21 protein-coding genes are annotated in these 22,783 nt (G+C 62.0%); 16 read left to right on the top strand and 5 right to left on the bottom strand.

What is annotated here, in order from left to right:
- Nucleotides 1-85: 85 nt before the first annotated feature.
- Both I6F28_RS19760 and I6F28_RS19765 read left to right on the top strand, forming a co-directional pair.
- Nucleotides 86-628, top strand: coding sequence for a DUF3325 family protein (locus I6F28_RS19760; protein ID WP_225140571.1), 543 nt, complete (start codon nucleotides 86-88; stop codon nucleotides 626-628).
- 304 nt (nucleotides 629-932) lie between these two features.
- Nucleotides 933-1,886: a tetratricopeptide repeat protein gene (locus tag I6F28_RS19765; RefSeq protein WP_225140572.1), complete on the top strand. Its 954-nt coding sequence runs from the start codon at nucleotides 933-935 to the stop codon at nucleotides 1,884-1,886.
- Nucleotides 1,887-2,925: 1,039 nt separating this feature from the next.
- Here the strand turns inward: I6F28_RS19765 and I6F28_RS19770 are convergent.
- Nucleotides 2,926-3,279 carry a hypothetical protein gene (locus tag I6F28_RS19770; protein ID WP_157786011.1) on the bottom strand — a complete coding sequence of 118 codons (354 nt, stop codon included), beginning with the start codon at nucleotides 3,277-3,279 and terminating at the stop codon, nucleotides 2,926-2,928.
- Between the two features lie 1,508 nt (nucleotides 3,280-4,787).
- Here I6F28_RS19770 and I6F28_RS19775 point away from each other — a divergent pair.
- The 3 genes from I6F28_RS19775 to I6F28_RS19785 all read left to right on the top strand — a co-directional run bounded on the left by I6F28_RS19775 (nucleotide 4,788) and on the right by I6F28_RS19785 (nucleotide 8,502).
- Nucleotides 4,788-5,783: a methyltransferase gene (locus tag I6F28_RS19775; RefSeq protein ID WP_057028272.1), complete on the top strand. Its 996-nt coding sequence runs from the start codon at nucleotides 4,788-4,790 to the stop codon at nucleotides 5,781-5,783.
- Nucleotides 5,784-6,103: 320 nt separating this feature from the next.
- Complete coding sequence (locus I6F28_RS19780; protein WP_225140573.1) at nucleotides 6,104-7,102, top strand: glycosyltransferase; 999 nt, start codon at nucleotides 6,104-6,106, stop codon at nucleotides 7,100-7,102.
- A gap of 353 nt (nucleotides 7,103-7,455) precedes the next feature.
- Nucleotides 7,456-8,502 (top strand): lysozyme family protein, encoded by a 1,047-nt coding sequence (locus I6F28_RS19785; RefSeq protein ID WP_225140574.1) that lies wholly within the window; start codon nucleotides 7,456-7,458, stop codon nucleotides 8,500-8,502.
- A gap of 100 nt (nucleotides 8,503-8,602) precedes the next feature.
- On the opposite strand, the gene I6F28_RS19790 is transcribed toward I6F28_RS19785, so the two are convergent.
- Together I6F28_RS19790 and I6F28_RS19795 are read right to left on the bottom strand one after the other, a co-directional pair.
- A complete protein-coding gene (locus I6F28_RS19790) occupies nucleotides 8,603-9,304 on the bottom strand; it encodes a formylglycine-generating enzyme family protein (RefSeq protein WP_036014475.1) in 702 nt (233 codons plus the stop codon).
- A 72-nt stretch (nucleotides 9,305-9,376) separates the two neighbouring features.
- A complete protein-coding gene (locus I6F28_RS19795) occupies nucleotides 9,377-10,495 on the bottom strand; it encodes an aldo/keto reductase (RefSeq protein WP_036041701.1) in 1,119 nt (372 codons plus the stop codon).
- Between the two features lie 194 nt (nucleotides 10,496-10,689).
- Here I6F28_RS19795 and I6F28_RS19800 point away from each other — a divergent pair, with 194 nt between their 5' ends.
- Entirely contained in the window at nucleotides 10,690-11,565 is an 876-nt protein-coding gene (locus I6F28_RS19800) for an AraC family transcriptional regulator (RefSeq protein ID WP_225140575.1), read from the top strand.
- Between the two features lie 171 nt (nucleotides 11,566-11,736).
- Here I6F28_RS19800 and I6F28_RS19805 read toward each other — a convergent pair whose 3' ends face one another.
- Nucleotides 11,737-12,030: an NIPSNAP family protein gene (locus tag I6F28_RS19805; RefSeq protein WP_036014479.1), complete on the bottom strand. Its 294-nt coding sequence runs from the start codon at nucleotides 12,028-12,030 to the stop codon at nucleotides 11,737-11,739.
- A gap of 239 nt (nucleotides 12,031-12,269) precedes the next feature.
- Here I6F28_RS19805 and I6F28_RS19810 point away from each other — a divergent pair, with 239 nt between their 5' ends.
- The 7 genes from I6F28_RS19810 (at nucleotide 12,270) to I6F28_RS19840 (ending at nucleotide 19,407) form a co-directional block, all read left to right on the top strand.
- Nucleotides 12,270-14,363, top strand: a complete 2,094-nt coding sequence (locus I6F28_RS19810; RefSeq protein ID WP_225140576.1) for a LuxR C-terminal-related transcriptional regulator — start codon at nucleotides 12,270-12,272, stop codon at nucleotides 14,361-14,363.
- 188 nt (nucleotides 14,364-14,551) lie between these two features.
- Nucleotides 14,552-15,415: a L,D-transpeptidase gene (locus tag I6F28_RS19815; RefSeq protein WP_225140578.1), complete on the top strand. Its 864-nt coding sequence runs from the start codon at nucleotides 14,552-14,554 to the stop codon at nucleotides 15,413-15,415.
- Nucleotides 15,416-15,701: 286 nt separating this feature from the next.
- On the top strand, nucleotides 15,702-16,118 hold the full coding sequence (locus tag I6F28_RS19820) for a hypothetical protein (protein ID WP_225140580.1): 417 nt from the start codon (nucleotides 15,702-15,704) through the stop codon (nucleotides 16,116-16,118).
- 54 nt (nucleotides 16,119-16,172) lie between these two features.
- Complete coding sequence (locus tag I6F28_RS19825) at nucleotides 16,173-17,195, top strand: LLM class flavin-dependent oxidoreductase (RefSeq protein WP_225140581.1); 1,023 nt, start codon at nucleotides 16,173-16,175, stop codon at nucleotides 17,193-17,195.
- 159 nt (nucleotides 17,196-17,354) lie between these two features.
- A complete protein-coding gene (locus I6F28_RS19830) occupies nucleotides 17,355-17,753 on the top strand; it encodes a DUF2846 domain-containing protein (RefSeq protein ID WP_225114314.1) in 399 nt (132 codons plus the stop codon).
- Nucleotides 17,754-17,781: 28 nt separating this feature from the next.
- Nucleotides 17,782-18,855 carry a M48 family metallopeptidase gene (locus tag I6F28_RS19835; RefSeq protein ID WP_050995992.1) on the top strand — a complete coding sequence of 358 codons (1,074 nt, stop codon included), beginning with the start codon at nucleotides 17,782-17,784 and terminating at the stop codon, nucleotides 18,853-18,855.
- Between the two features lie 153 nt (nucleotides 18,856-19,008).
- The gene (locus tag I6F28_RS19840; RefSeq protein ID WP_225126981.1) at nucleotides 19,009-19,407 is read left to right on the top strand and encodes a VOC family protein; all 399 of its coding nucleotides are present in this window, start codon (nucleotides 19,009-19,011) and stop codon (nucleotides 19,405-19,407) included.
- A gap of 27 nt (nucleotides 19,408-19,434) precedes the next feature.
- On the opposite strand, the gene I6F28_RS19845 is transcribed toward I6F28_RS19840, so the two are convergent.
- On the bottom strand, nucleotides 19,435-20,754 hold the full coding sequence (locus I6F28_RS19845; protein ID WP_225140583.1) for an aminotransferase class V-fold PLP-dependent enzyme: 1,320 nt from the start codon (nucleotides 20,752-20,754) through the stop codon (nucleotides 19,435-19,437).
- A gap of 491 nt (nucleotides 20,755-21,245) precedes the next feature.
- On the opposite strand from I6F28_RS19845, the gene I6F28_RS19850 reads away from it, so the two are divergent.
- The 3 genes from I6F28_RS19850 (at nucleotide 21,246) to I6F28_RS19860 (ending at nucleotide 22,762) form a co-directional block, all read left to right on the top strand.
- The gene (locus tag I6F28_RS19850; protein ID WP_036026829.1) at nucleotides 21,246-21,590 is read left to right on the top strand and encodes a DUF1236 domain-containing protein; all 345 of its coding nucleotides are present in this window, start codon (nucleotides 21,246-21,248) and stop codon (nucleotides 21,588-21,590) included.
- A 72-nt stretch (nucleotides 21,591-21,662) separates the two neighbouring features.
- A complete protein-coding gene (locus I6F28_RS19855) occupies nucleotides 21,663-22,055 on the top strand; it encodes a hypothetical protein (RefSeq protein ID WP_225140585.1) in 393 nt (130 codons plus the stop codon).
- 206 nt (nucleotides 22,056-22,261) lie between these two features.
- Nucleotides 22,262-22,762: a hypothetical protein gene (locus I6F28_RS19860; protein WP_225140587.1), complete on the top strand. Its 501-nt coding sequence runs from the start codon at nucleotides 22,262-22,264 to the stop codon at nucleotides 22,760-22,762.
- Nucleotides 22,763-22,783: the final 21 nt, after the last annotated feature.

The following is a 22,783-nucleotide window of genomic DNA, read 5'->3' on the forward strand; positions in this document are numbered from 1 at the left end:
TGCTGCTCCGTATCGATAGCTTGAGCTCACCGCGCCGCGCCCGAATTTCTCCGGCTTGGCTTGCAGGTTCGCCACAAGCGCCCTCTTGCCCGTCCTCAACGCGCTGACGACGCAGCGGCCGCTGTGGCACAGCCTGGCGCAAGGCGACTGGGGGTTCGCCGGCATCGACGTGACGTGCTGCACTCGCATTGCTCCATGTTGTTCTGGCTGTTCGCACCGCCCGGAACCGATCCATTGTGCAATCGAAGCGCATGCCGCAGGTGCCGGTCACCATTGCTTCAAGCGGTGCGGCAGAATGATCCATCTGCTTGCCCTTGGGCTGTGTCTGGCGGGCTTTGCTGCGCTGGCTTTCGCCACGCACCGCCAGCAGCGCGATATTTTCGGCAAGGCGCTGCCGCGGGTGACGACCTATGGACTTCGGGCTGCCGGTGCAGGGGTGCTGCTGCTGGCGCTCGGCATCCTCGTGGCCGCAAAGAGCTGGAGCGTGGGCCTCGTGATGTTCAGTGGTCACACCACGATGGCTGCCGCCATCGTGTTTTGTGCGCTGATCGGGTGGGGAAGACTGGCTGCCCGCACGGCGCGACGTCGACAGAATGATGCTCGCGTCCGCTCCGTCACTCGACGTTGAAGGTATTCGTTTCGTGATCAAGCTGGCCAGAAACGGTCGTGGATGCGGCAAATAGATGGTCGTGACTTTGTCTGCTTCTGGTCCAAAGCTGACCTTGCCGCGCTGCCTGCCTAGCGTCAGCTTTTGACCCGAAGCGGACATCCGCATCGCCCTGTATCATGCTCTTCTTTACCGGCACACGAGCGAAAGCGTAATTTCCTAGGGGCTTGCGCATTCATTGAGTGTCCCCGCTTTGGGGATTCATCGTTAATCAACCCGAAAGTGTCGCTTGCTTGTTTACCGGTCGCGATTAGACTTTTCCGCCATGACGCCCCGCCGCTGGATCATTGTCATCGCTGCGTTCATTCTCATGATGGTGATATCTGCGGGCATTCTGCGTACTGCCCTGCATTTTTGGCATCAGTGGCAACTCGCAAGCCTCTTGAATGGACCTCCGCCTAGCGACGAGGTCCTGACGACTGACGATTCGCTGACGGCCCTTAACAAGCGCGCCAGTCAGGCCGAGCGCTCACATGACTACCAGCGTGCGGTTGACCTTTACACTCAAGGATTGGAGGAGAGCTCGTATCGCGCCGACGCTCGCCGCGCCCTGCTGCGCCAGCGGGCCTTCGCCTATGAGAATTTGAAACAGTACGACCGCGCTGAGGCCGACTACAACGCGTCCTTGCAGATCGAGCCGCTTGATCCCTCCTTCTATGCCAAGCGCGGCTTCTATCTTATCAGGCGCGGACGTTACGACGATGCGCTAGCCGATTTCCGCAAGGGTGGGGAACTTGTTCCTAGCGACGGCACCTTCCCGTTCGGCGAAGGCGAAGTCTATGCAAAGCTCGGGCAGCATGAAAAATCGGCCGAACGGTACAGCGAAGCGATACGATGGACCCCTCAAGCCGGGCGCTATTATCGCGAGCGCGGAAGTGCCTACAACCGTCTCGGCAAGTTCAAGGAGGCCAAGACCGACTATGACAAGGCTCTGGCTCTCGCTCGCGGCTATATCCAGCGCGAAGCTGCCGACTCCAATCTTGGACGCGGCTACGCGTCGTTGCGTCTCGGTCACTATCAAGACGCGATCGCCGATTTCGACGCGGTGTTGAGGGTCATGCCGCGATCGAGCGCTGCGCTGGCGTGGCGCGGTACAGCTTACCAGAGCCTTGGCAAGAGCAATGAAGCGGTTGCCGACTTCAAGGCGGCGCTGGCGATTGATCCAAAGAACGCGAATGCAATGGACGGACTCAAGTCGTTCGGCGTGCCGGCGCCCTAGGCTTCATATCGGCGCCGGTTTGGCTCGCTCTCGTCGGACATATGTCCGGCTTTGGCCCGTAGCCGTCCTCCCGAGCGTCGCCCTCCGAGGACCGCTTTTGACCCGGAGCGGAAGTCGGCCCTCTTGGCCTATTCAATGGCATAAGGGTTGAGCTTCGGAACGCCCTGCTTCCAATTCACCCATTCTTCCGCGTCACGGAGGGACACAAAGTCGGCAACACGTCTCCTTGTGGCCCATCGGCGAAGATGCGCGTCGGCCACGGAGGTCCGCTCGTTGCGGCAGAGCGGACGAGATTTGCTGAACTTCAGTTCTTCGTGTTTCGGCCCGAAGCGGAAGGTAGCGAGCGGTCGCCAATGGCGTGGCATTCCCCGAACTTGTCGTCCTTACTGTCCATCAGGTCCCGGCCTGGAATCTTCTATCCGGGCCTTGAGCCGAAAGAAACTCTCGGCCAGGATCCTGTTTTCCGCCGTCTGCAGTCCTTGATTGAGGTAGGACATATGATCCTCGCCCTCGAGCGATTTCGGATCGCTGGTAAATCCCCGCGCGTGGGGACGCGCGAGAGCCGGCGAACGCATGACTTATTATCACCAAGCTTTGGCGTGCTCGCGGAGACTGGGTCTTGTTCTCCAAGGAGTTGGGAGCGAAGTCAGCTTGCAGTGAGACCGATAGCTCGGCCTGAAGATAAGGCTCGGCGTTCTCCTGCCGAGCCTTCTTCCTATTTGTCTATCCGTCGATTCCGCTCTCGAAAAAGACAAGACGATCTTTACCTATTTAGCGGCTATCACACGGCAAACGGCCCGTGTTTCTCGGTCGTAGTGACCCGGCTGTTTCAGGACAGCTGCACAGCGCCGCAACACCCGCTGCTGCTCTGCGACCTCCAATGTCGCGAAGGCTGTGCCGACGTTGGCAGGATTGAGGCCTGCCAATCCAGAGCTGTTGTTTGCATTGGCAACGCCACTATTTGAAGTGCCCACGGCTCCCGCGGCACCAGGACCAATGCCAACAGTGCCAAGCCCGCCGGTGCCGATCCCCCCAGTAGCTACGCTGCCAGAACCGACACCAACTCCCGCGCCTGCCCCACCAACTCCTGCAACACTCGCACCTGCGCCAGCTCCCGCCGCGCCTCCGCCGACACCCAGGCCCCCCGTAGCGCCAATTCCGCCAACTCCGGCGCCCGCTCCAGCACCGACGCCAGCACTGCCCACTCCGACGCCAGCACCCGCGCCGACACCACCAACTCCGGCGCCAACGCCGGCACCCACGCCACCATCGCCCACTCCGGCGCCGGCACCCGCGCCAACGCCGCCAACCCCGGCACCAACACCGGCGCCGACGCCACCGCTACCCACTCCCGCACCAGCACCTGCACCGACACCTCCAACACCGGCGCCAACACCCGCGCCCACCTGGGCTTGCACGAGTGGTGCTGCTGCGGACAATGCAACGCAGAGCGTGGCCGCATAGAAAAGCTTCATTCGCATACACGCCTCCATGAATTCCCGGCGCCCGCAAAGGGACGCCTGCAACAAGATTCTTGTCCAGGAGGAAGCGATGATTTGTCGGCCCGTTCCTCAACCGGCTCCAAGTAGGTTAACGGGACGAAAAGAGCATTCTGAGAATTTTGCGATTGCGGAATCAGCGCGCAGTCGCGAGGCTATCGAGTTCGCAATTCATCTCGTCGCTTGTGGGGAAGCGTTCGGTGGCTTACGCGCGGTTTCGTAAGCTCCGCTTTATGGCCCGTGTTAGACCACAGCTCGGGCGCCGCGAGGTCAGCTGTCGGGCGTTGAACCGCCAAAGTTATGACCGGTCAAGGCAGCCTTTGACCCGGAGCGGAAGTCGGCCCTCTTGGCCTATTCAATGGCATAAGGGTTGAGCTTCGGAACGCCCTGCTTCCAATTCACCCATTCTTCCGCGTCACGGAGGGACACAAAGTCGGCAACACGTCTCCTTGTGGCCCTAAGCGGCGGTTGAAAGATGTCTGCTAGTCCGCCGCTGTCGGGATACAAGCGGACATCTCAAGTCCGGGCCGAAAATGGTGCGATTGACCCGAAGCGGACTCTTCGTGATCATCGCCTCCAGTTCGCTTGGAAATGCCTGCGTCAGTCGATCGATACATTTAGAATGGAAGCGGTTAGCCTTTACGAGATCTGGCGTCGCGTATAGGTTGTGCAAACCAACATTTAGCGGGATTCGGATGTGCGTGCCTTGTGGTCTTTGGCTTTGATGGCACTGATTGTCGCAGAAATTCTTCTTTTCGCAGCCCAGCCCGATTGCGGCGACGGGCATGTGCCCGTGCCTGGATTGTCGGGATGGCATTGTAGGCTGAAAGGCGATGGTCCGAGACCCTGAGGTCGTGAACCACCTGGTCTCCCAAAGGCGGACCGAACGTCCGCGACGGTGGTCGACTTCGTTAGGCTTGACCCAAAGCGCTCTCGGTCGAGAGGTGGATAACCACCTTACGCAACCACATAAGTCACACATCCGCAGCGCGAGACCAGATGTCGAAAGGTAAGAAGAAGTTTTGACCATGCACATGCACCTGCGCTTTTCGTCAGCAACTGAATTGCATCAGGTTCAAATTGGGCGAATGCGACCAGAAGCCGATTCCGGGGACATTTACTGATCCTAACGCCAGATTTGGACATATCAGACGCCCATTGCCCGTAGCGAAAAAGAAGCCGCCGCGCACTCAGGACGACGATCCAGCCTAGGTGATCTCTGCCCGATAGAGGATTACCCGAGTCGATTATTGACCCGAACCGGACATCGACCTGAGCGGGATGTCTACATCGAACGACAAACACTGCACCCTCGGCTAAATTATCATCCCTTACCGGCACTTCAGGTCGTGATATTGAGACCACGGGCGCCGTGAGGCGGCGGCTGTTTGAAAGGAAAGCTATGTATAGTCCTTCTCAACAACTCATTCACCTGGGCCTTGGCTTCATGGTCTCCCAAGCCTTGCGCGTTGCGACAGATCTCAACGTTGCGGATCGCTTGGTCGCCGGAGAGCGGAGCGTCGACGATCTGGCGGAGGAAACGCATTGTCACTGCGATGCGCTCTATAGGATTATGCGGCTTCTCGCCGCCGAGGGGGTCTTTAGCGAAACCTCGGCCCGCCGTTTCCAACTCACCGAATTGGGCGCAGCCTTGCTTTCCGACGCGCCCTCAAGTCCCCGCGACCTGATCCGAATGATGAACAGGGAGCCCTATCTCGCCTTCGCTCAGCTCACTCATTCAGTGCAAACGGGTTTGCCGACGTTCGAAACCGTATTTGGAAAGCCAAGGTTCGATTGGCTGGCGGACCATCCGGACGCGGCTTCGCTATTCCAGCAGGCGATGATCGCGCTTAGCCAAGGCGCCAATGAAGCTGTAGCAGAGGCGTGTGATTTTGGTGCGTTTTCTCAGATTGTCGATGTCGGCGGCGGCCATGGACAGCTGCTTTCGGAGATCCTAAAGAGACACCCTCACCTTTCCGGCATATTGTTTGACCTACCGGCGGGGGTTGAGGCAGCGCGGGCTGATGCGGCAAGTTTCCCGCCGCAGACCTCGTTCGTGGCCGGCAATTTCTTCAACGCCGTTCCAGCCGGTGCGGACGTCTATATCATGAAAAAGGTCATTCACGATTGGAATGACGAGCAAGCGGTACGCATCCTGCGCAATTGCCGAGAGGTAATGAAACCCCACGGACGAGTGTTAATTGCGGAGACTATTATTCCCCCGGGAAACGAACGAAATACGATCAAGCTAATCGATGCGAACATGCTTGTCGTTACGGGGGGCGTCGAGCGAACCGAGAGCGAATTTGCCGCTTTGCTTGCCGCCGCAGGTCTGCGGCTTGAGCGGGTCATTTCGACCGCCCGGGCGATCTCAGTTCTTGAGGCAAGCCGAGCCTGAAGTCTTCGAAAAAGCATCGGGTCATACATGCGCAACGAACCTTTAGATCGTCGGCCTCTGCATGTCAGCCTTTGGCCCATCGCTGCGGCATTCCATGACCGAGGATATGTCGGCTGTCAGAGGTAGACCGGGCCTAACCTAAGCCGGGCCGGATCGCCGCGATTGACCCATTGCGGCCTCCGTGTTGCCAAGGAGGGGATGTGCCATCGGCAGCGTTGGACCGGATGAGCTGGCCGGTGCCAGCCGGCCCGGAACCCTTTCAATAGTATTTTCTTGAACAGATGGATCGAGGCTCGATCGTCGGTGGAATCCGACAAAAAATGAGCTCCGTAGACGTCGTTGTTCCCTGCTTCAGGTATGGGCACTTCCTGCGAGAGTGCGTCGAGAGCGTTTTGACGCAATCCGGTCCCGAGTTGCGCGTGCTCATCATCGATGATGCGTCACCTGACAATACCGCGGAAGTTGCGCAAGAGTTACGGTGCTCCGATCCCCGCGTCGATTACCGCAGGCACATCTGGAATCAAGGTCTCATCGCGACCGCCAACGAGGGCATTGCCTGGGCGAGCGCCGACTATATGCTTCTGCTGTCTGCGGACGACTACCTGCTGCCCGGTGCCCTGTCGAGATCGGTCGATCTGATGGACAATCACCCTTCTGTCGCTTTCACCTTCGGAGGCGCGGTTGTTCTAGACCAGCGCGGGGATCATCCATTCTACAGAAGCTATTATGGAACGGAAGTGGATCTCCGAACGCGCATCTTGTCCGGACTCGAGTTCATCACTCTTAGTCGTGCACAATGTATTGTGGTGTCACCGACCGTCGTGGTTCGCACGAGCCTGCAGAAAAAACTGGGCGGGTATCTAGCAGACTTGCCCTACGCCTCCGACATGGAAATGTGGATGCGGCTCGCCGCACATGGCAACGTCGGATTCATTGGTGCGGACCAGGCCGTGTATCGATACCACTCAGTCAACATGTCGAGTGAGCCTTCACCGGAGCTAAACCTGCTCCAACGCAAGGCGGCTATCGAACATTTCCTGAATGGCGGCGCCGCGATGCTGGCAAACGATCTCAGGAACTGGTTGACCCGCCAATTGGCACTTGACGCGATCGTCCGCGCAAGCATTGCCTTCAACGAAGGAGCGATAGACACCTCAGCACGCCTTGCCGAACTTGCGTTGAGTATTGACCCAAGCGTTCAACATTCACGTCGTTGGTGGTTTCTTGCCTGCAAGAAGATTCTTGGATTGCGAGGATGGCAGCTGGTGCGGCCTTCAGTTGAGTTGTTCAGATCCATCTTCCGGAACGAGCGGCGCTGAGTAGCCGAGCTCGCTGCGACGCATAGGCTGCCCGCTAAAACCACTGGCGCATCATTTCCGCTTCTGGCCCGTAGCCGACGGTTCCGGTGGCTGTCGGCGCATCGGTTGCGGGGTGTAGCGCGGAAGCCGCTGAGATCGGATCCCATTGGCAGCATATGCGCCCATGGCCGACCCACGAGCGTCCTCCGCCAGGAGCCGCTTGTGGCCCAAGAGGGACATATCGGGTTGCGAAGCAGAATGCCTGCTCTCGTTCACCACATTTAAACCTTAAGATTGTACGAAGAGTGCTCACCCACAGGTCGCAGGAACATGCGAACAGCCTTCCTACAGAAGCCGTCATTGGACTTCGGGCAATGAAGGCCTGGCAGACCAGCTGCATCGTGGCTGTTCTCGCATCCGCGGGACTCTTTCTGGCCGCCGCTAACAGACCGGCCGCGACGGTGCCCGATGTCATGTCGCAAGCGGCAGCGAGCATACCGGCTGCAGCGAGCATGGCGGCTCCCACGAACGTGGTGACGCCGGCCGCCTACGCAGAGGCATCCGCCAGACTTGCGGCAGCGCTTCGGGAAGAAAGAGCAGAGCCGGGCGCGGTGATGTCGGCAGGTTCGGCACCGCTACGCACCGAAGCCGAGATCGTCGATCAACCCGTCGCGCCGAAATTGGCCTCGTTGGGACAGGATGTCGTCCAATCGCTGCCGCCGGAACGCGATGCGTCCAACGGTGCGCCGAAAGCGGCGTCGACGCGGGATTTCCGTCATCTGGCCTACTACGTCTGGTCCGAACTGCCGCCCGCCGAGAAACCGGCGGAGATCGTCTTGCGTGCGTTCAGGGACATTCCGCTGGGAACGCCGACCGAAGAAATCAAGCGCGCTGCCGACGCGTTTGGTCTCGATTTCAATTTCATGATGGCGGTTGCCAAGATCGAATCCGGTTTCAACCCCAATCAACGCACCGGGTCCTATATCGGGCTGTTTCAGCTGAGCTATTATGAGTTCGGGAAGTTCGGCTTCGGGCAGATTCGCAGTCCGCGGGATAACGCCGTCGCCGCCGCCTACAAGATCATTACCGAGGGCGTCCTGTTCGAGTGGATCACCCACCGTAAGCCGGACATGAGCGATCTCTACCTGATTCATCAGCAGGGCTGGGAAGGCGCCGCCGAGCACATCAGCCGGCCCGCTCGCGCCGCGTGGAAATCGATGTGCGCCACCAGCGAAGGCAAGGAGAAGGGTGAGCGGTGGTGCAAACGCGCGATTTGGGGCAATGCACTTCCGGCCTTCAAGCGCACCTGGAAATCGGTCGACAACGTGACGTCAGAAGCGTTCGTCGGCATGTGGCGCGGCCGGGTCGCCGAATTCTACACGAAATATGTGGCGACTGCTGCGGCGGCGGCAAACCAATAAGTCGGTCGTCGGCAGCGCCGCGCATGCTTGCTTTGTCTTTAGCGCAACTCGCCGGCCGTCGGCCTTTACCCAGGGTGTGTTGGGCCCTCACCTGAACGGGTTATTGGGCCGTGTAAACGCAACGAAACCCGATATAGACCGCGTGAAAGTCGGCCGATTTCCACTGTACGGCTGACGCTTTTGTCTTGTCCGCACCATACCACCACGATCCGCCGGCCGTCAGTGCCTCATCGCCCCGCCGATCCGCGAGCCATTCCCAGACATTGCCACCCATATCGTACAGACCGTTGACACCCCGCTTGGTGGTACCCACGGCTGCATGCCGCGGCCAGCGATCTCTATCGGATGTGTTCATGCCGTCAGGTCTATCGCCGACAGGATAAGGATAGGTGCGTCCATTTACGAAATCGTCGGTAGGATTCGCACGCGTTTCGGTATAGGCGGCTCTTTCCCATTCTTCCAGGGTCGGCAAGCGTCCGCCCACGGCTAAGCAGTAGTCACGAGCTTCGTTCCACGACACATGCACCGCCGGCTCATCGTCGCTGCCCGGTTCTCCGAAAGGTGTCGCCCATGTCCAGCCGCGGCGACGGATCCAGCCGTCCGCGAATTCGTGTCCGCCTCCCTCCTGTTCGGCCGCGGTCTTCAGAGCTTTGTCAGCCGCGAAATTGCGAAACTGGCCGATCGTGACCTCGGTCCGGTCGATGGCAAACTTGCCCAGATTCTCGCGTTGGGCAGGATCGGCGAATGCAACGCCGGTAACGGCCATCAAGCCACATCGCAAAGCAATCGAGCGCCATTTCATGTATGAACTTCTCCTGTATTGCTTCCAGGTGAGAAGGGCAGGCGTCGACCCTGCGCGCCTGCCATTCATCGATCAACTCATGCGCTGACGCAATGCCGCCTGCGAACGGCGGATGACGCCCTGGTACATGCTCTGCTTGTCAGGATACCATTGCATCGACGCGAGATTGGCGAAGCCGGGAATGCTTTCCATATGCCGTGCCATCCGCTGCCGCATGGATTGATCCGGCTGAGGACCGCGCAGCGCGCCGACATTCTCGGCCGCGTGATCCGGGTTCGATGTCGCGGCAAGAACGGTCGTCACCGCCGGATGGCCCATGACCCATTTGATGAAGAACTGCGACCAATTCTCCGCAGCGATATCGCGGGCAAAATCGGGCAGCGGCCGGCCCTCGACGATCTTGTGCAAGCGGCCTTTTTCGAGCGGCATATTTGTGAGCACGCCGACGCCCTTGTCGCTCGCCGCGCGAAGGACGCGCTCCTCGGCGTGACGATTGAAGATCGAATAGTTGACCTGGATGATGTCCACCAGATCCTTGTCGATCAAGCCTGCGAGAATGTTGTGATAGTCATTCTCGTGGACCGAGGCGCCGACATAGCGAATCCTGCCCTCTCTCTTCCATACGCGCAGCAGTGGCACGATCGCGTCGACATTGACCAGGCTGTGGCAGTGGAGCACGTCGATCTTGTCGCGCCACAGCCGAAGCCTCGACTGCTCCATGCTGGCCAAGGCGTGGCTTTCGTCGGCCAGGTAGTCGCCGGTCGACCAGATCTTGTTGCTGATGAACATCTGGTCCGTCACGCCCATCGCGCTGAGAAATCCACCGACGCTGACCTCGCCGGTACCGTAGAGCGGCGATGTATCGATCACCCGGACGCCGGCATCTATATATTTCCTGGTGACCTCTCGCAGCGCGTCGCGATTGCTGCCGGGCAGCAGGTCAAAAGTCAGAAACGTTCCCAGTCCGAGCGCGGGCAGACTTTCGTTGGTGCGGCCGATCGTTCGGGTGAGTACCGGCCCCGCCGCAGGCGCACGCGATGCAGTGCCGGCTGGCGCTTGCGCACTGGCGCTCGAAACGCCGACCGCAGTTGCGTGAACAGCTGTCGCCGCGATGGCGCCCATCGCGGTGGCGGCGCCGAGAAACTGGCGGCGATCGGTCGCCGTCGGCCAATCCTGTGGTGTCTTATCCATTGCAAATCTCCGTGATTTCGCCTGCGGCACTTGTCGCCTGCCAATAGAAAGGATCGACCTCTCGCTTTGTCGCGCGGGATTCTGACCAAATCACTCGGATCCTGACGCGACGATGCTCCCTTTCCGGCCTGCAAGGAATTGCGGTTCCAAGCTTGAATGTGTATTCAGGCGACATCGCTTCGCAGGAGGTCGCGATGCACCGTGTCATTGAGAATGCGTCGACAATCGATCGCTTGAGCTCCCGGCCGGATGGCTGGCGGCGCACCCAATGGGCGAACGGCGCATTCGAAACGGCGTACCGGCCGATGACCTCCATCGTCGAAGGACGCATCCTGTCGCCAAATCACCTCATCATGGCGACCCTGTCCGGCGGCGCCGAGCGACATGAAATCTCGGCCGATGGCGGGCATCGCTATGACGGGCCCGATCTGCCGTCGACCGTTTCATTTCTCCCGGCTGGCTGCGAGCGACGGCTTCGGCTTCACAATGTGGGTTGGCGATGGGCAGCGATCGCCCTCGACCCCGCCAGGATTTCAGCAATCGCCGGCGCATCGATCGAAGGACTGGGCCCCCTGTCGGGCTCGGAAGACAGCTTTGTCTGGAACATGCTCGCGGAGTTCGAACGAGTTGACGCGCTGGAGGGAGGTCTCGACGCGATCTATTGCGACACGATGAGCCTTGCTCTCGTTGTATACCTTGCACGCCGATACGGTGGTGCAAGAGCGAAGGATACATCGATCAAGCTGCCGGCGTGGAGGTTACGGCGCGTCACCGAATTCATCGACGCGCATTTAAGCGCGACAATTCGGATTGCCGATCTCGCTGATCTTGCGCAGCTCTCGGAAGGCCATTTCCATCGCGCATTCAGGGCAGCGACGGGGCAGACGCCGCTGGCATTCGTCCATGCGCGGCGAGTCGCAATGGCAAAACAACTGCTGGCGAGCAGCAAGCTTTCGGTCGCGCAGATGGCGCTACGCGTCGGTTTTCTCAGTCCCGCGCATTTTGCCCGCGTCTTCCGGTCAATGACCGGCCAGAGCCCATCCCAATATCGACGCTCATTCCATCTTTGACAGGGGAAAGTAACGCCTGACGGCCAATGGCGGACAACGGCAGCCGGCAAATAGCTGACGACACGCCTCAACCCTGCGTCATGTTCCGACGAGCCGGTGGCCCCGGCGTCAAGACGCAGCGGTTCACGACCAAGGACCCCTGCGGGTGATGACGTCGCGGCGCTGCCCGCGCTACAGCGCGAGCACGACCTCGCCCGACACCGCGTCCGTCACGCCGCGTCCGTTGCCCTGGTCCTCGAGCACCGGCCTGAAACTGTCGAGGGTCTTGATCATCGCCGAGCGGGCCGCGACCAGCGCGTCCTGGCTGGACCACGTGCCGATGAGGCAGAAGGTCTGATCGCCGGTCCTGATGATGACGCCGTGCTCCAGTCCCGGCCATTTGGCCTTGCCGTCTCGGTGCGCATCGAGAAAGGCGCCTTCCTGGCCCGGCTTCACCTTGAACTTGACGACGTTGTAAACCTGCATGACGCGCCTCCGGAAAATGATTGGATGAAAATGCGAGCGCCGTACCAGATCGGGTTCGGACCGATATCTTTGCACCCCCGCAACAAAAAGTCGAAAACAACCCCACGCACGGGCTTCACACCTCGTGGAACCAACGAGGGTGTCGCGCGTTGCCGCGCTGCTCTCGAAGGTGACGCGGCTGAAGCCGGGCCGCCTTTGCTGGGCCAATCAAGACGGGAAAGCCGGGCGAGCCAAACCAGATGCGTCGTATCCGACTCGTGATCGCAGATCGCCGTCCGATCGTCTTGCAGGGTTTTGCCACGCTATTTGCGACCGAACGTGACTTCGAGATCGTTGCGTCCTGCATCAATGGAGCCGATTGCCTCGAAGCCGTCCGGACGTTGGCGCCGGACGTCGCGCTTGTCGAGGATGGATTTCCCGATCTGACGGCCGCAGCCATGCTGGCCGCCGTCAACGCCGAAAGCCTTCGCACACGGCTGGTCTTCTACACCGCATCGATCGCACGCGGCGATCTCGCTGCGGCCGTCGCAGCGGGTGCCTGCACCGCCATACCGATGCGCGAGGAGCCCGAAAACCTGTTGCAGTCGCTGCGGCTGGTGGCGCCGGCTGCGGACCGCAAGACCGGCAGTCGCGCCTTTGGCGAAAATAGCCTGGCAGCACTGACGGACCAGGAGCACAAGATTATCCGCCTGGCCGCCAGCGGCATGTCGAACAAGGAGATTGCGCGCCAGATCAAGGTCGCCCCAGCCAGAGTTGAGGCGCGAATCGAACAGATATCTGCGCAGCTTGGCATCAAAAACCGAACGGAGCTCGCAAGGTTCGCCCTGTCGCGGCTTTACGGCGGGGTCGGCGCGCTTGCAGCTCTGATCTGGGCCGTGCTCGACGACCTTCAATCCGCGAACGCGGCCGCGGCCGATCATGCGGGTGCCGATAACGTCACGGTCATGACCGCAGATGGCACCGGCGCGGTCGTGACGATCAAGATCACCTCCGCAAAAACGGCCCCTGCTCCGGGCAAGATGGCCAGAGCCGTCCGTATCGAGAACTCCCCGACGGACATGCCGACGCGGGCCGCCAAGCTCATCGAATCCCGAGCCGATATTGCTGGCAGCACGATCACAGTGCCGCCACTCAACCCTGCAAGGCCGGGCTTGAGCAGCGCCGGCACGTTCATGATGACGGCAGTCGGAGTCTCGCTCCTGAGCAGTCACGCCCAGGCGTTCACTGCTTGGGAAAGACCGAGCGATGTCTTTGCGTGGGCTGACGCGAACGCCCCCCGCGAGTTGGTCGCCCTCGGTAGTCCCGGCAGGCCCGATCTCGACGGCTTCGACAAGCTGCCCTGGTTCGATCCCGACACACACCATGAATCATTCGCGTTGGAAGCTGCCCGAGGCGACGCCATGGCCAGAGCCGACGAGGTTCAGATCATCGATGCGGCCGCGCGCGAGGACGGCTTCGGCGACAACGGCAACCCTCATATCGGATCCGGCGCCATCGACGCTCTGAGTGATCATGGCGGCTTGGAACAGGCGGCCGCAACGGGCGCGAGGAATGCCGAACGCGGCACGACACAGGCAGCGGCGATCGACGCACGCGATCATGGACAAGCGCAGCGCGATTTGCACGCTTCGGAAGACGGCGCAGCAGCCGGCAAGCCGGAGACCGAGCACGGGCCACCCGACCACGCATCAAGCCAGGGAAGATCGCACGCTTCGGAGAAGGATGCAGCAGCCGGCAACAAGCATGCCGAGCTCGGCCCGCCGGAGGGCGATTCCGCTCGTGGACAATCGCAGCGTGATTTGCATGGTTCGGAAAACGGTGCAGCGGCCGGAAAGCATCAGGACAAGCAGGGCTCGACCGGGCACGACCCCCATCATGGACAATCGGATCACGCTTCGGAACCCGGTTCCGCAGCTGCCAAGCAGCTTGCCGACGATGACGGACCCGCAAGCCATGCCAATTCCGGCCAATCGCAGCGTGACTTGCACCAGGCGCATCCAAACGCTTCTCAAAATCCGCATGCAGAGCCGGGCCAAAAGGCTGACGGCCACGACCCGGCGAACCACGGCGCCGGTGCAGCACAAGCGGCTGCCGCGCCCGGGGCCGGAGATTCCTTTCATTTCAGGAACGATATGCCATCGGCCAAGGGTTCGGATCATCGCGAGAGTGGCTATGGCACCGACACGGCAGAACACGGCCCGCACCGCGCCGGACATCCCGAACTGTCGCTGATCCCAGATGCAGACCTGATTGGCCATTCGCACGCGGAGCAAAGCGCCGTTGATCACGCGAGGGGCGTTGAGCATCATCCAGTGCATGATTGGTTTGTGTAGCTGACCAAGCAGAAGCTGCCAAAGCAAGAGGACGAATGACGCCGCTTCGCTCGACGGTCTCCCGCGCGGCCGCCGCGGGCTCAGCCGGCGTTAACCATGGTCGACGGTTCCGGTCCTAGCGAAATCGCTTCGAAGTTTCTTAAATCTTGCTGGGTACTCCTCCTGGGCGTGGCGACCTGGGAGAAGACATGAGCAAGCGGGCCAAACGCCGGAAGGTCGAGACGATCGCACTGCCGATGGCAGCGAGAGTCGGAATTGGCGCCGTGGCCATCGCAGCATTGGGGTATGGCCTGCTGGCTCGCCCGGGAAACGTGCAACCGGTGCGGAAGCCGTCCGCGCCCCAGGCCATGGCATCGTCAACGCCGGTCTACGTGGCACCGCAGGTTCACGCAGCAGCGCCCGCGCCGCCCCCGGTTCCTACTCCGGCGCCGCTGGTCGAACCGCCCAAAGCCGACGCCGAAATTCCCGGAGCCTTGGTCCGGCAGGTGGTCGACTATGCCAGCCGCCAGACGCCGGGCACCGTGATCATCGATACCAACAACACGTTCCTCTATCTCGTCCTGAGCGACACGCAGGCGATGCGCTACGGCATCGGTGTGGGCCGCGAAGGTTTTGCGTGGTCCGGTGAGCAAACCGTGGCGCGCAAGGCAGAATGGCCGGATTGGCGCCCGCCTGCGGAGATGGTCTCGCGTCAGCCTTATCTGCCGCGGTTCATGGCGGGCGGTCCCGGCAATCCGCTCGGCGCCCGGGCGATGTATCTCGGCGACACCGAATATCGCATTCACGGCACCAACAAGCCCGAGACGATCGGCAAGCGGGTGTCGTCCGGCTGCATCCGCCTGACCAACGAGGACGTCGTCGACCTCTATGAGCGGGTGAAAGTCGGCGCGAAGGTGATCGTGCTTCCGACGAATGCGGCCCGTCGACCGTCCCAGGGTACGCCGCCCGATGCCGCATCCCGATCTCCGGACCCGGCCTCGCCGTCGAACCGGCCGTCGGCAACGAGCGCACAGGTGCCATCACCCGGACCGAAGATCGCCGAGGTGCAGTAGTTCGGTCCTTCCTCCTGGCTCTGCCCCGAGGACAAAGAGCAATTCAAGTCGTCACTTCACGTCGATAGCCACGGCCGAACAGACCATCTTGCGCGACCAAAGCCGGTCTGCGTTGGCAAGATGCGGCACCGAATTAACCCTATCGACAAATGATTGCCGTTGGGCGGCGGCCGCCGGCAAAGTTGCCTCATTGACGCGCAGAATTTTCAGCGGCGCTAACCTGGGTCAGAGGCGCGTTATGCTGAGAATGGCGTTGTTGGGCCTCCTCATCCTGTTGAGTGTGGGAATGCTGTCGGCCATGGAGCTGAGCGCTCCACCGCGTCGCATCGCCGCCACGGTCCAGCCGCCTGCCGAGCAGAACGCAAGCATCCCCGCTTCGCACGATGCGCTGGCGAAGGCCGATCGCCTCGAGGTTGCCGCTGAGAGCCGCGCGATGCCGACACAGACCGCTTCGATGGATAACCCGGTTGCTCCGCAGGACGTGCATGTCCGTTCATTCGCGCCGACGCCGATCGTCCGTCCGCGAAGCAAACCGAAACGGATCGCGACCGCTGAACCTCCCAAGCCGAAGCCAAAGGCATTTGTCGTCAAACGAGCCGCCACTGTTCAGCGCGAAAAGGCGGCCAACGAGACCGAGCAGTGTCGCCTCAAGGCGTTCGGCGGCCTGCTCAAGGCTTTGAACTTGACCGGCTGCGAAATCTGAGGCCGCCTCCAGGAACGTCTCGCAAACTCTTCCGATCAGCCATATGTTGCCCGCATGAAGAAGATCGGATTTCTCTCCTTCGGGCACTGGACGCCCTCGCCGCAATCCCGGACGCGCTCGGCGGCGGATACGCTGCTGCAATCGATCGAGCTGGCGGTCGCGGCCGAACAGCTCGGGGCCGACGGCGCCTATTTCCGCGTGCATCATTTCGCGCGGCAGCTGGCCTCGCCGTTTCCGCTGCTCGCGGCCGTCGGCGCCAAGACCAGCCGAATCGAGATCGGCACGGCCGTGATCGACATGCGCTACGAGAACCCGCTCTACACGGTGGAGGACGCCGGCAGCGCCGATCTCATCGCCGGCGGACGGCTGCAGCTCGGCATCAGCCGCGGCTCGCCAGAGCAGGTGATCGACGGCTGGCGTTATTTCGGCTATCGTCCGGCCGAGGGCCAGAGCGATGCCGACATGGGGCGGCGCCATGCGGAGGTCTTCCTCGATCTCCTGCGCGGCGAAGGTTTTGCCGAGCCCAACCCGCAGCCGATGTTTCCCAATCCTCCCGGGCTGTTGCGCCTGGAGCCGCATGCGCCGGGCCTGCGCGAGCGGATCTGGTGGGGCGCCGGCTCGAACGCCACCGCGGTGTGGGCGGCGCAGCTCGGCATGAACCTGCAGAGCTCGACGCTGAAGAACGACGAGACCGGCGAGGCCTTTCACGTGCAGCAGGCGGCACAAATTCGCGCCTATCGCGCGGCGTGGAAGGAAGCCGGCCACAGCCGCGAGCCCCGCGTCTCCGTCAGCCGCAGCATCTTCGCGCTGATGGACGAGCGCGACCGCGCCTATTTCGGCGGCGAGCGCGGCAGCGAAGACCAGATCGGCTTCATCGACCCGCGCACGCGCGCGATCTTCGGGCGGAGTTATGCGGCCGAGCCCGACGTGCTGATCGAACAGCTGCGCCAGGACGAGGCGATCACCGAAGCCGATACGCTGCTGCTGACGATCCCGAACCAGCTCGGCGTGGATTATTGCGCGCATGCGATCGAGGCGATCCTGATGCATGTCGCGCCGGCGCTGGGGTGGCGGTGACCTGAAAGGCGTGACACGACCGCAAGTCGTGATTGACTTCATGCACCACCGACGCCAATGATCCCCCGGGGCATTGTTGGACTGATCGGGGGTTGAATGGGCTTGCGTCCAGGAATTTTCGTTGCAGCATTCTTGCTAGCGGGGTGTGCGTCAGGGCCGATGGGCAGCTCGGCGCTGACAGAGAACGTCAAGGCCAACACTGCGCGGCTTGTCATCTATCGCTCGTCCGCCCTTGGTTTTGCGATCCAGCCAAATTATGCGGTCGATGGAAACGTCGTTGGAGGCAGCCAGGCTGCAGGGTTCGTCGCCTGCGAGCTGCCTCCGGGCCGCCACGAGGTTGCGGTCAACAATCTTCCACTGAGTACCAACCTGTTCGGGCAGGGAAGCGAGAAAGTGAGCCTCGATCTGCGCGCCGGCAGCACCACCTACCTCTCCGCCCAGCCACAGGTGGGAATCATCACGCCCGGTGCGATCACGTTGGTTCAGGTCACGGAAAGCCAGGGTCGTGCCGACGTCGCCAGCTTGCATCAGAGCAACAGCTCATGTGGCAAGGCGTGATCTGAGGCTCTCCGCGGCCGAAACGCGGATGAAACGCCTTATTCTGCAAATCGTCTTGCGCCTTGGTCGCTATGCGGTGCTTCCCGTCGTCGCGCTGGCATGCACGATTCTCGCCATCTGGCTGATGATCATGGACCGCTACACGATTGCGGCGCTGGCCACGGCACCGATTGTGTTCACAAGCTCCATGGCCACCATAGCACTCGCAATTGGGCTCCTGTTCCTGCCTTCGCGCAAGCATGGCGGTTTCGAAGCCGACGAACAGACCGCCCCGGGGCTTTGGGCCGCATGGAGGGAGCTCGATCGCAGTTTTGTCAGATCGAACCGCACTCTGCTGGTCGACACCGATTTCAACGCTTCGATCTCGGAAGAAAGCCGGTATGCGGGCGTGTTCGGGCAGCATGTCACGATGACCATTGGTCTGCCATTGTTGATGATCCTGGACCAGCGATCGGTTCGTGCCGTTATCGCTCATGAAGTGGCGCACGCCCGGCTTCGGCACACTTCGGGAGGCACCAACCTCGCCGATTTCATGGCGGCCGCGGAGAACGTTTTCTTCTACGCCGATCCGGAGCACACGATTACCGGATACATTGCTCGCATCCTACTCCATTCCCTGCTCGAAAGGCTGGAGAAGGAATACAAGGCATTGTCACGGGAGAACGAGCTTGCCGCCGATCTGGAAGCGGCCGAGCAGGTTGGACGCGAGGAGATGGCACGCGCGCTGGTGATGATGGAGGTTTGTGGAGCACGTCTGGCCGATCTCGTCTTCGCTCCCCTGCAGAAGGAGGTGCTCGGCGCAATCAAGGCGCCATCGCCGCCATTCGCGCGAATCTTAGATCAGATTCCAGCTATAAGAGCGCCCGGATTCATGACCGCCGCCGTCGCCAGTCTGAGCCGCCAGCACGATCCCGATTCGACACATCCGCCTTTTGGCCAACGGTTGGCCAGCCTCGGATACATCGACGTACCTGACGTTGGCGAGATACAAATGTCCGCGGTTGACCAACTTCTCTCACCGGACGCTGCCAACCAACTCACCTTACGATTCGATGAGGAATGGCGGAAGAAGGTCCAGGAGTGGGTCAGCGTCGGCAGATGAACGTGCGGGCTCTGGCCGAGCGAACAATTGCTCGACGATCTTCGTGTGTCCGTGCTAGCTCTTGGGACCGGCGGCAGGATCACGCGAGCTGGACAGTGTTATGCTATCCTGTCTCCTCCACAGCGAGCTTGCCGCCATTCGCCGGGTCGCGCGATGAATCAGCGTCTGTCACTCGTCAGTCTCGTGGTCGCCGACTATGATGAAGCGATCGCCTTCTTCACGCGCGCTCTGGATTTCGAGCTTTGCGAGGACACGCCGCTCGGCGGCGGCAAGCGCTGGGTGGTGGTGCGGCCGCGGGGCAATCCTGGTTCTGGCCTGCTCCTGGCGCGAGCAGACGGGCCGGCGCAGACGGCGCGCATCGGCGACCAGACCGGCGGGCGCGTTTTCCTCTTCCTGGAAACGGATGATTTCGAGCGCGATCATGCGCGCATGGTTGCCGCCGGCGTGCGTTTCGTCCGGCCGCCGCGGCACGAGGCCTATGGCGTCGTCGCGGTTTTCGAGGATCTGTGCGGCAACCGTTGGGACCTCATCCAGCCCTCCAGCCGCAGTTGACGCCCGACGACGCCGCTTCCGCGACGCTCACCCCGTCTTCGTCCCCGTGATGACGGCCAGCGCCTCGACGAGGCGGTCGAGATCGGCCTCGTCGGTGAAGAGCGCCGGAGTCACGCGGATGCACTGGCCTTTGGCGACGCCGGCGCGGCGCACCGTCATGATCCGGTAGCTGTCCCGAAGCTTCGCAACGATGGCCTCGTTGTCGGTCTTGCCGGTCTTGCCGGCGAGGCGGAACGACGTGATCGCGCCATATGAGCCGGCCTCATCCGGCGTCAGGATCTCGATGTCCTTGAAGCCGCGGACGCGGCTCACCCAATAATCGCGCAAGTGGCGCAGGCGCGCTTGCTTCGCCGCCGCGCCGATCTCTTGATGCAGCGCCAGCGCCGTGGGCACCGTCAGCATCGTGGCGAAATTGACCGTGCCGGTATGCACCCGCGAGCGGATATCGCTTTCCGGAAAATCCTCGTCGCACATGTTGCGGTCGATGGCGGCGAGGCGATCCTTCTTGATGTAGAGGAAGCCGACGCCGAGCGGCGCGCCGATCCATTTGTGCAGATTGAAGCCGACGAAATCGGCCTCGAGCTCGCTCACCCGGAAATCGAGCTGCCCCCAGGAATGGGCGGCATCGACGATCGTGTCGATGCCTTTGGCCTTGGCCATGCGGGCGATCTCGGCGACCGGCATGACGAAGCCGGTGCGGTGGCTGACATGGGTCAGGAGCAAAAGCCTCGTCTTCGGGTTCGCCTCGATGGCGCGGGCATAGGCGTCGAGCACAGCCTGGCGGGTGGCGGGCTCCGGCACGTCGAACTTGACCACTTCGACGCCACGGCGCGCCTTCAGCGCGTTCATCGCATATTGCATCGAATCATAATCGAGATCGGCATAGAGCACGCTGTCGCCCGGCTTCAGCCTGTTGTAGCCGCCGATGAGGAGCTGGAGCGCTTCGGTGGCGCCGCGGGTGAGCGCGATCTCAGCTGGAAGCGCGCCGACCGCCTCCGCCACCTTGGTGCGCACCGCCTCGAAATCCGCACCCGCACGCAGCCGCGCGTAATAGGTGTTCTGATAATTGACCATGTCGGACTGGCGGATGAACTCGCGCCGCACGGGCTCGGCCATGATGCCCCAATAGCCGTTCTCGAAATTGACGATGTCCGGCGTCACGGCATAGAGCCCTTTCACGGCCGCCCAATAGGACTTGTCGGTGGCGATGGCAGCCACTGAGCCGGTCGGCTGCGGCGGAAGTCCCTCGGCGGCAAAGGCCGGCCCCGCAAGCGGCGCCACGGCTGCTGCCGCGAGGCCCTTGAGCATCGCGCGGCGGTCCGCTGAAAACGTCCTGATCAGTTGCATGTCAGCTCTCCCCAGAGCGTTTTCGAGCGAAGCGGCGTCGGGATCGCATCGCGAAAACGCCAAACGACGATCCAGAGCTCCGTTCCGACGTCACCGGACGAAGCAGGCTCTGGCGCGCGGGACAAGAGCAACGGACGATGCAGCGGAGATGACCGGAGCGTGACAATGCGATGATCGGAAGCCGATGGCGACGGCGCGGCCGGAGCACCGGCCTCGACGCGCGCGAGCGGATGTGGGGTCCGGTTTCTTCCTTTGTCCGGAAACCGGAACCTTCACATTCATTGCAGGTAGCCGATGAGATAGATGCCGCCGCCCAGGACGATGAGCGCGGGCACCGCCCAAAGAATCAACACAGGCATTTTCCTCTCCTCCAGTTGAGTGCTCCCGGTGAGAGAACGGGAAAAAACGGCAAACGTTCCGGGTTTTGCCGGAACGGCGCAGCTGATGGCGAGTTCATTGCAGCGCCGCATGCAGCGGCGAGGGAGAACGCAATGAAGAAGCTCATGTTGATTTCGGCCGCCGCTCTGCTCGTGTCGACGGGCGCGATGGCACAAACCACCGTCACCACCACGACCGGAGCCGGGCACGGCGCGGCCGTGCAGATCGAACCGGAGTACCGCACCAAGATCCGGTCCTACGTCACCGAGCGCAAGATCCGTCCGGTCGAAACGCGCGAAAAGATCGTCGTCGGTTCGCCCGTGCCGAGCGACGTCGAGCTCGCAGCCGTGCCGAGTGACTGGGGTCCCTCGCTCACCAAGTACCGCTACGTCTACTCGGGCAACCGCGTGATGTTGGTCGATCCCGGCAGCCGCATGGTCGTCCAGGAGATTGACTAAACCGCCGCACGGCGGGTCGTCGAGGCGGCCCGCCCGTGCATTCTTTCGACAGCTCGTTTGGGGTAGCGCCTGATGCCGATCGTTCGATATTTCGTGTTTGCAAGCAGTTTCGTCGTGGCGCTGCTCTTGTTGCTGGATCGCTCTCTGCCGGAGCCCGCGGAGCGTGCTGCCGGCCCGGAGGCCGCTCGGGCCACCATTCGCATCCACTCCGCACGGGCGCTGCCTGAAAAAATCATCTTCGACACATCCACTCGGATCGCCGCCACCGTCTCCACTCCCCTGCTCGCCGCCGACGCGCCTGATCGCGGTACGAGCGGCGCATTGACGATGCTTGAAACGCGAACGCCGGACGTCGCGGCATCTCGGCGCGACACGGCGCGCGCAGCCGGTCTGCATTCGAATCGGAATGGCCGCGCGGCTTCCTCTCGCCTCTCCACGCGTCAGGTGACGGCCGGAGCATTCTGAGAGCCGGCGATCGTAGCGAACGCGACTCCATGGCCGCAGCACCAGATGAACGCTGAATGAATAAAAGCTGTGCGCTTCGCGTCGCGGAACTGTCTCAGGCTGAATCGAAGCGTCAACGTGTCCGACACAAGGAACGTTTCCGCGATTGCCAATTTATCCCGGGCCTGATTGGCGATTTGATTTTTGGAAACCTGGAGGAAATGCACATGAGGATCCTGAAGCTCTCTGCGGCTGCGGCCGCGCTGCTGGCCGGCACGGCGCTCGCCGTTGCGCAATCGAGCTCGACGGTCGGCACCGGCGGTTCATCGGCCGGCGGCGGCACCAGCTCTTCGACGGTGGGCACCGGTGGCTCTTCGGCTGGCGGCAGCGGGTCAGGCTCTGCTTCGACACTCGGCACCGGCGGCTCTTCGGCCGGCGGCGGCACCAGCTCTTCGACCGTCGGCACCGGCGGATCGGCGGCCGGCAGTGGCTCGGGCAGCGGCTCGGCCTCGACGCTCGGCACCGGTGGTTCATCGGCGGGCGATGGCAAGAGCTCATCCAGCGTCGGCACTGGCGGCTCGGCTGCGGGCGGCTCGACCGTTGGCCAGTCCGGTTCGTCGAAATCGCCCGGCATGGGCGACGGCAAGTCCGGTAGCCACGCCAGCGACATGGGCCTCGAAAAGGGCAAGGGCCATAACAAGGACGAGTGGAAGAAGGACAGGAACTAGTGCCTTGACCAGGAGCGGCAG

Origin of the sequence: Bradyrhizobium sp. NBAIM14 (genome assembly GCF_020193895.1) — a bacterium.
Classification (GTDB): domain Bacteria; phylum Pseudomonadota; class Alphaproteobacteria; order Rhizobiales; family Xanthobacteraceae; genus Bradyrhizobium; species Bradyrhizobium yuanmingense.

Bases quoted from the DNA above. Each gene is read 5' to 3' on its own strand.
- I6F28_RS19765 (WP_225140572.1), top strand. From the start codon at position 933: ATGACGCCCCGCCGCTGGATCATTGTCATCGCTGCGTTCATTCTCATG.
- I6F28_RS19775 (WP_057028272.1), top strand. From the start codon at position 4,788: ATGTATAGTCCTTCTCAACAACTCATTCACCTGGGCCTTGGCTTCATG.
- I6F28_RS19780 (WP_225140573.1), top strand. From the start codon at position 6,104: ATGAGCTCCGTAGACGTCGTTGTTCCCTGCTTCAGGTATGGGCACTTC.
- I6F28_RS19785 (WP_225140574.1), top strand. From the start codon at position 7,456: ATGAAGGCCTGGCAGACCAGCTGCATCGTGGCTGTTCTCGCATCCGCG.
- I6F28_RS19790 (WP_036014475.1), bottom strand. From the start codon at position 9,304: ATGAAATGGCGCTCGATTGCTTTGCGATGTGGCTTGATGGCCGTTACC.
- I6F28_RS19795 (WP_036041701.1), bottom strand. From the start codon at position 10,495: ATGGATAAGACACCACAGGATTGGCCGACGGCGACCGATCGCCGCCAG.
- I6F28_RS19800 (WP_225140575.1), top strand. From the start codon at position 10,690: ATGCACCGTGTCATTGAGAATGCGTCGACAATCGATCGCTTGAGCTCC.
- I6F28_RS19805 (WP_036014479.1), bottom strand. From the start codon at position 12,030: ATGCAGGTTTACAACGTCGTCAAGTTCAAGGTGAAGCCGGGCCAGGAA.
- I6F28_RS19810 (WP_225140576.1), top strand. From the start codon at position 12,270: ATGCGTCGTATCCGACTCGTGATCGCAGATCGCCGTCCGATCGTCTTG.
- I6F28_RS19815 (WP_225140578.1), top strand. From the start codon at position 14,552: ATGAGCAAGCGGGCCAAACGCCGGAAGGTCGAGACGATCGCACTGCCG.
- I6F28_RS19820 (WP_225140580.1), top strand. From the start codon at position 15,702: ATGCTGTCGGCCATGGAGCTGAGCGCTCCACCGCGTCGCATCGCCGCC.
- I6F28_RS19825 (WP_225140581.1), top strand. From the start codon at position 16,173: ATGAAGAAGATCGGATTTCTCTCCTTCGGGCACTGGACGCCCTCGCCG.
- I6F28_RS19830 (WP_225114314.1), top strand. From the start codon at position 17,355: ATGGGCAGCTCGGCGCTGACAGAGAACGTCAAGGCCAACACTGCGCGG.
- I6F28_RS19835 (WP_050995992.1), top strand. From the start codon at position 17,782: ATGAAACGCCTTATTCTGCAAATCGTCTTGCGCCTTGGTCGCTATGCG.
- I6F28_RS19840 (WP_225126981.1), top strand. From the start codon at position 19,009: ATGAATCAGCGTCTGTCACTCGTCAGTCTCGTGGTCGCCGACTATGAT.
- I6F28_RS19845 (WP_225140583.1), bottom strand. From the start codon at position 20,754: ATGCAACTGATCAGGACGTTTTCAGCGGACCGCCGCGCGATGCTCAAG.
- I6F28_RS19850 (WP_036026829.1), top strand. From the start codon at position 21,246: ATGAAGAAGCTCATGTTGATTTCGGCCGCCGCTCTGCTCGTGTCGACG.
- I6F28_RS19855 (WP_225140585.1), top strand. From the start codon at position 21,663: ATGCCGATCGTTCGATATTTCGTGTTTGCAAGCAGTTTCGTCGTGGCG.
- I6F28_RS19860 (WP_225140587.1), top strand. From the start codon at position 22,262: ATGAGGATCCTGAAGCTCTCTGCGGCTGCGGCCGCGCTGCTGGCCGGC.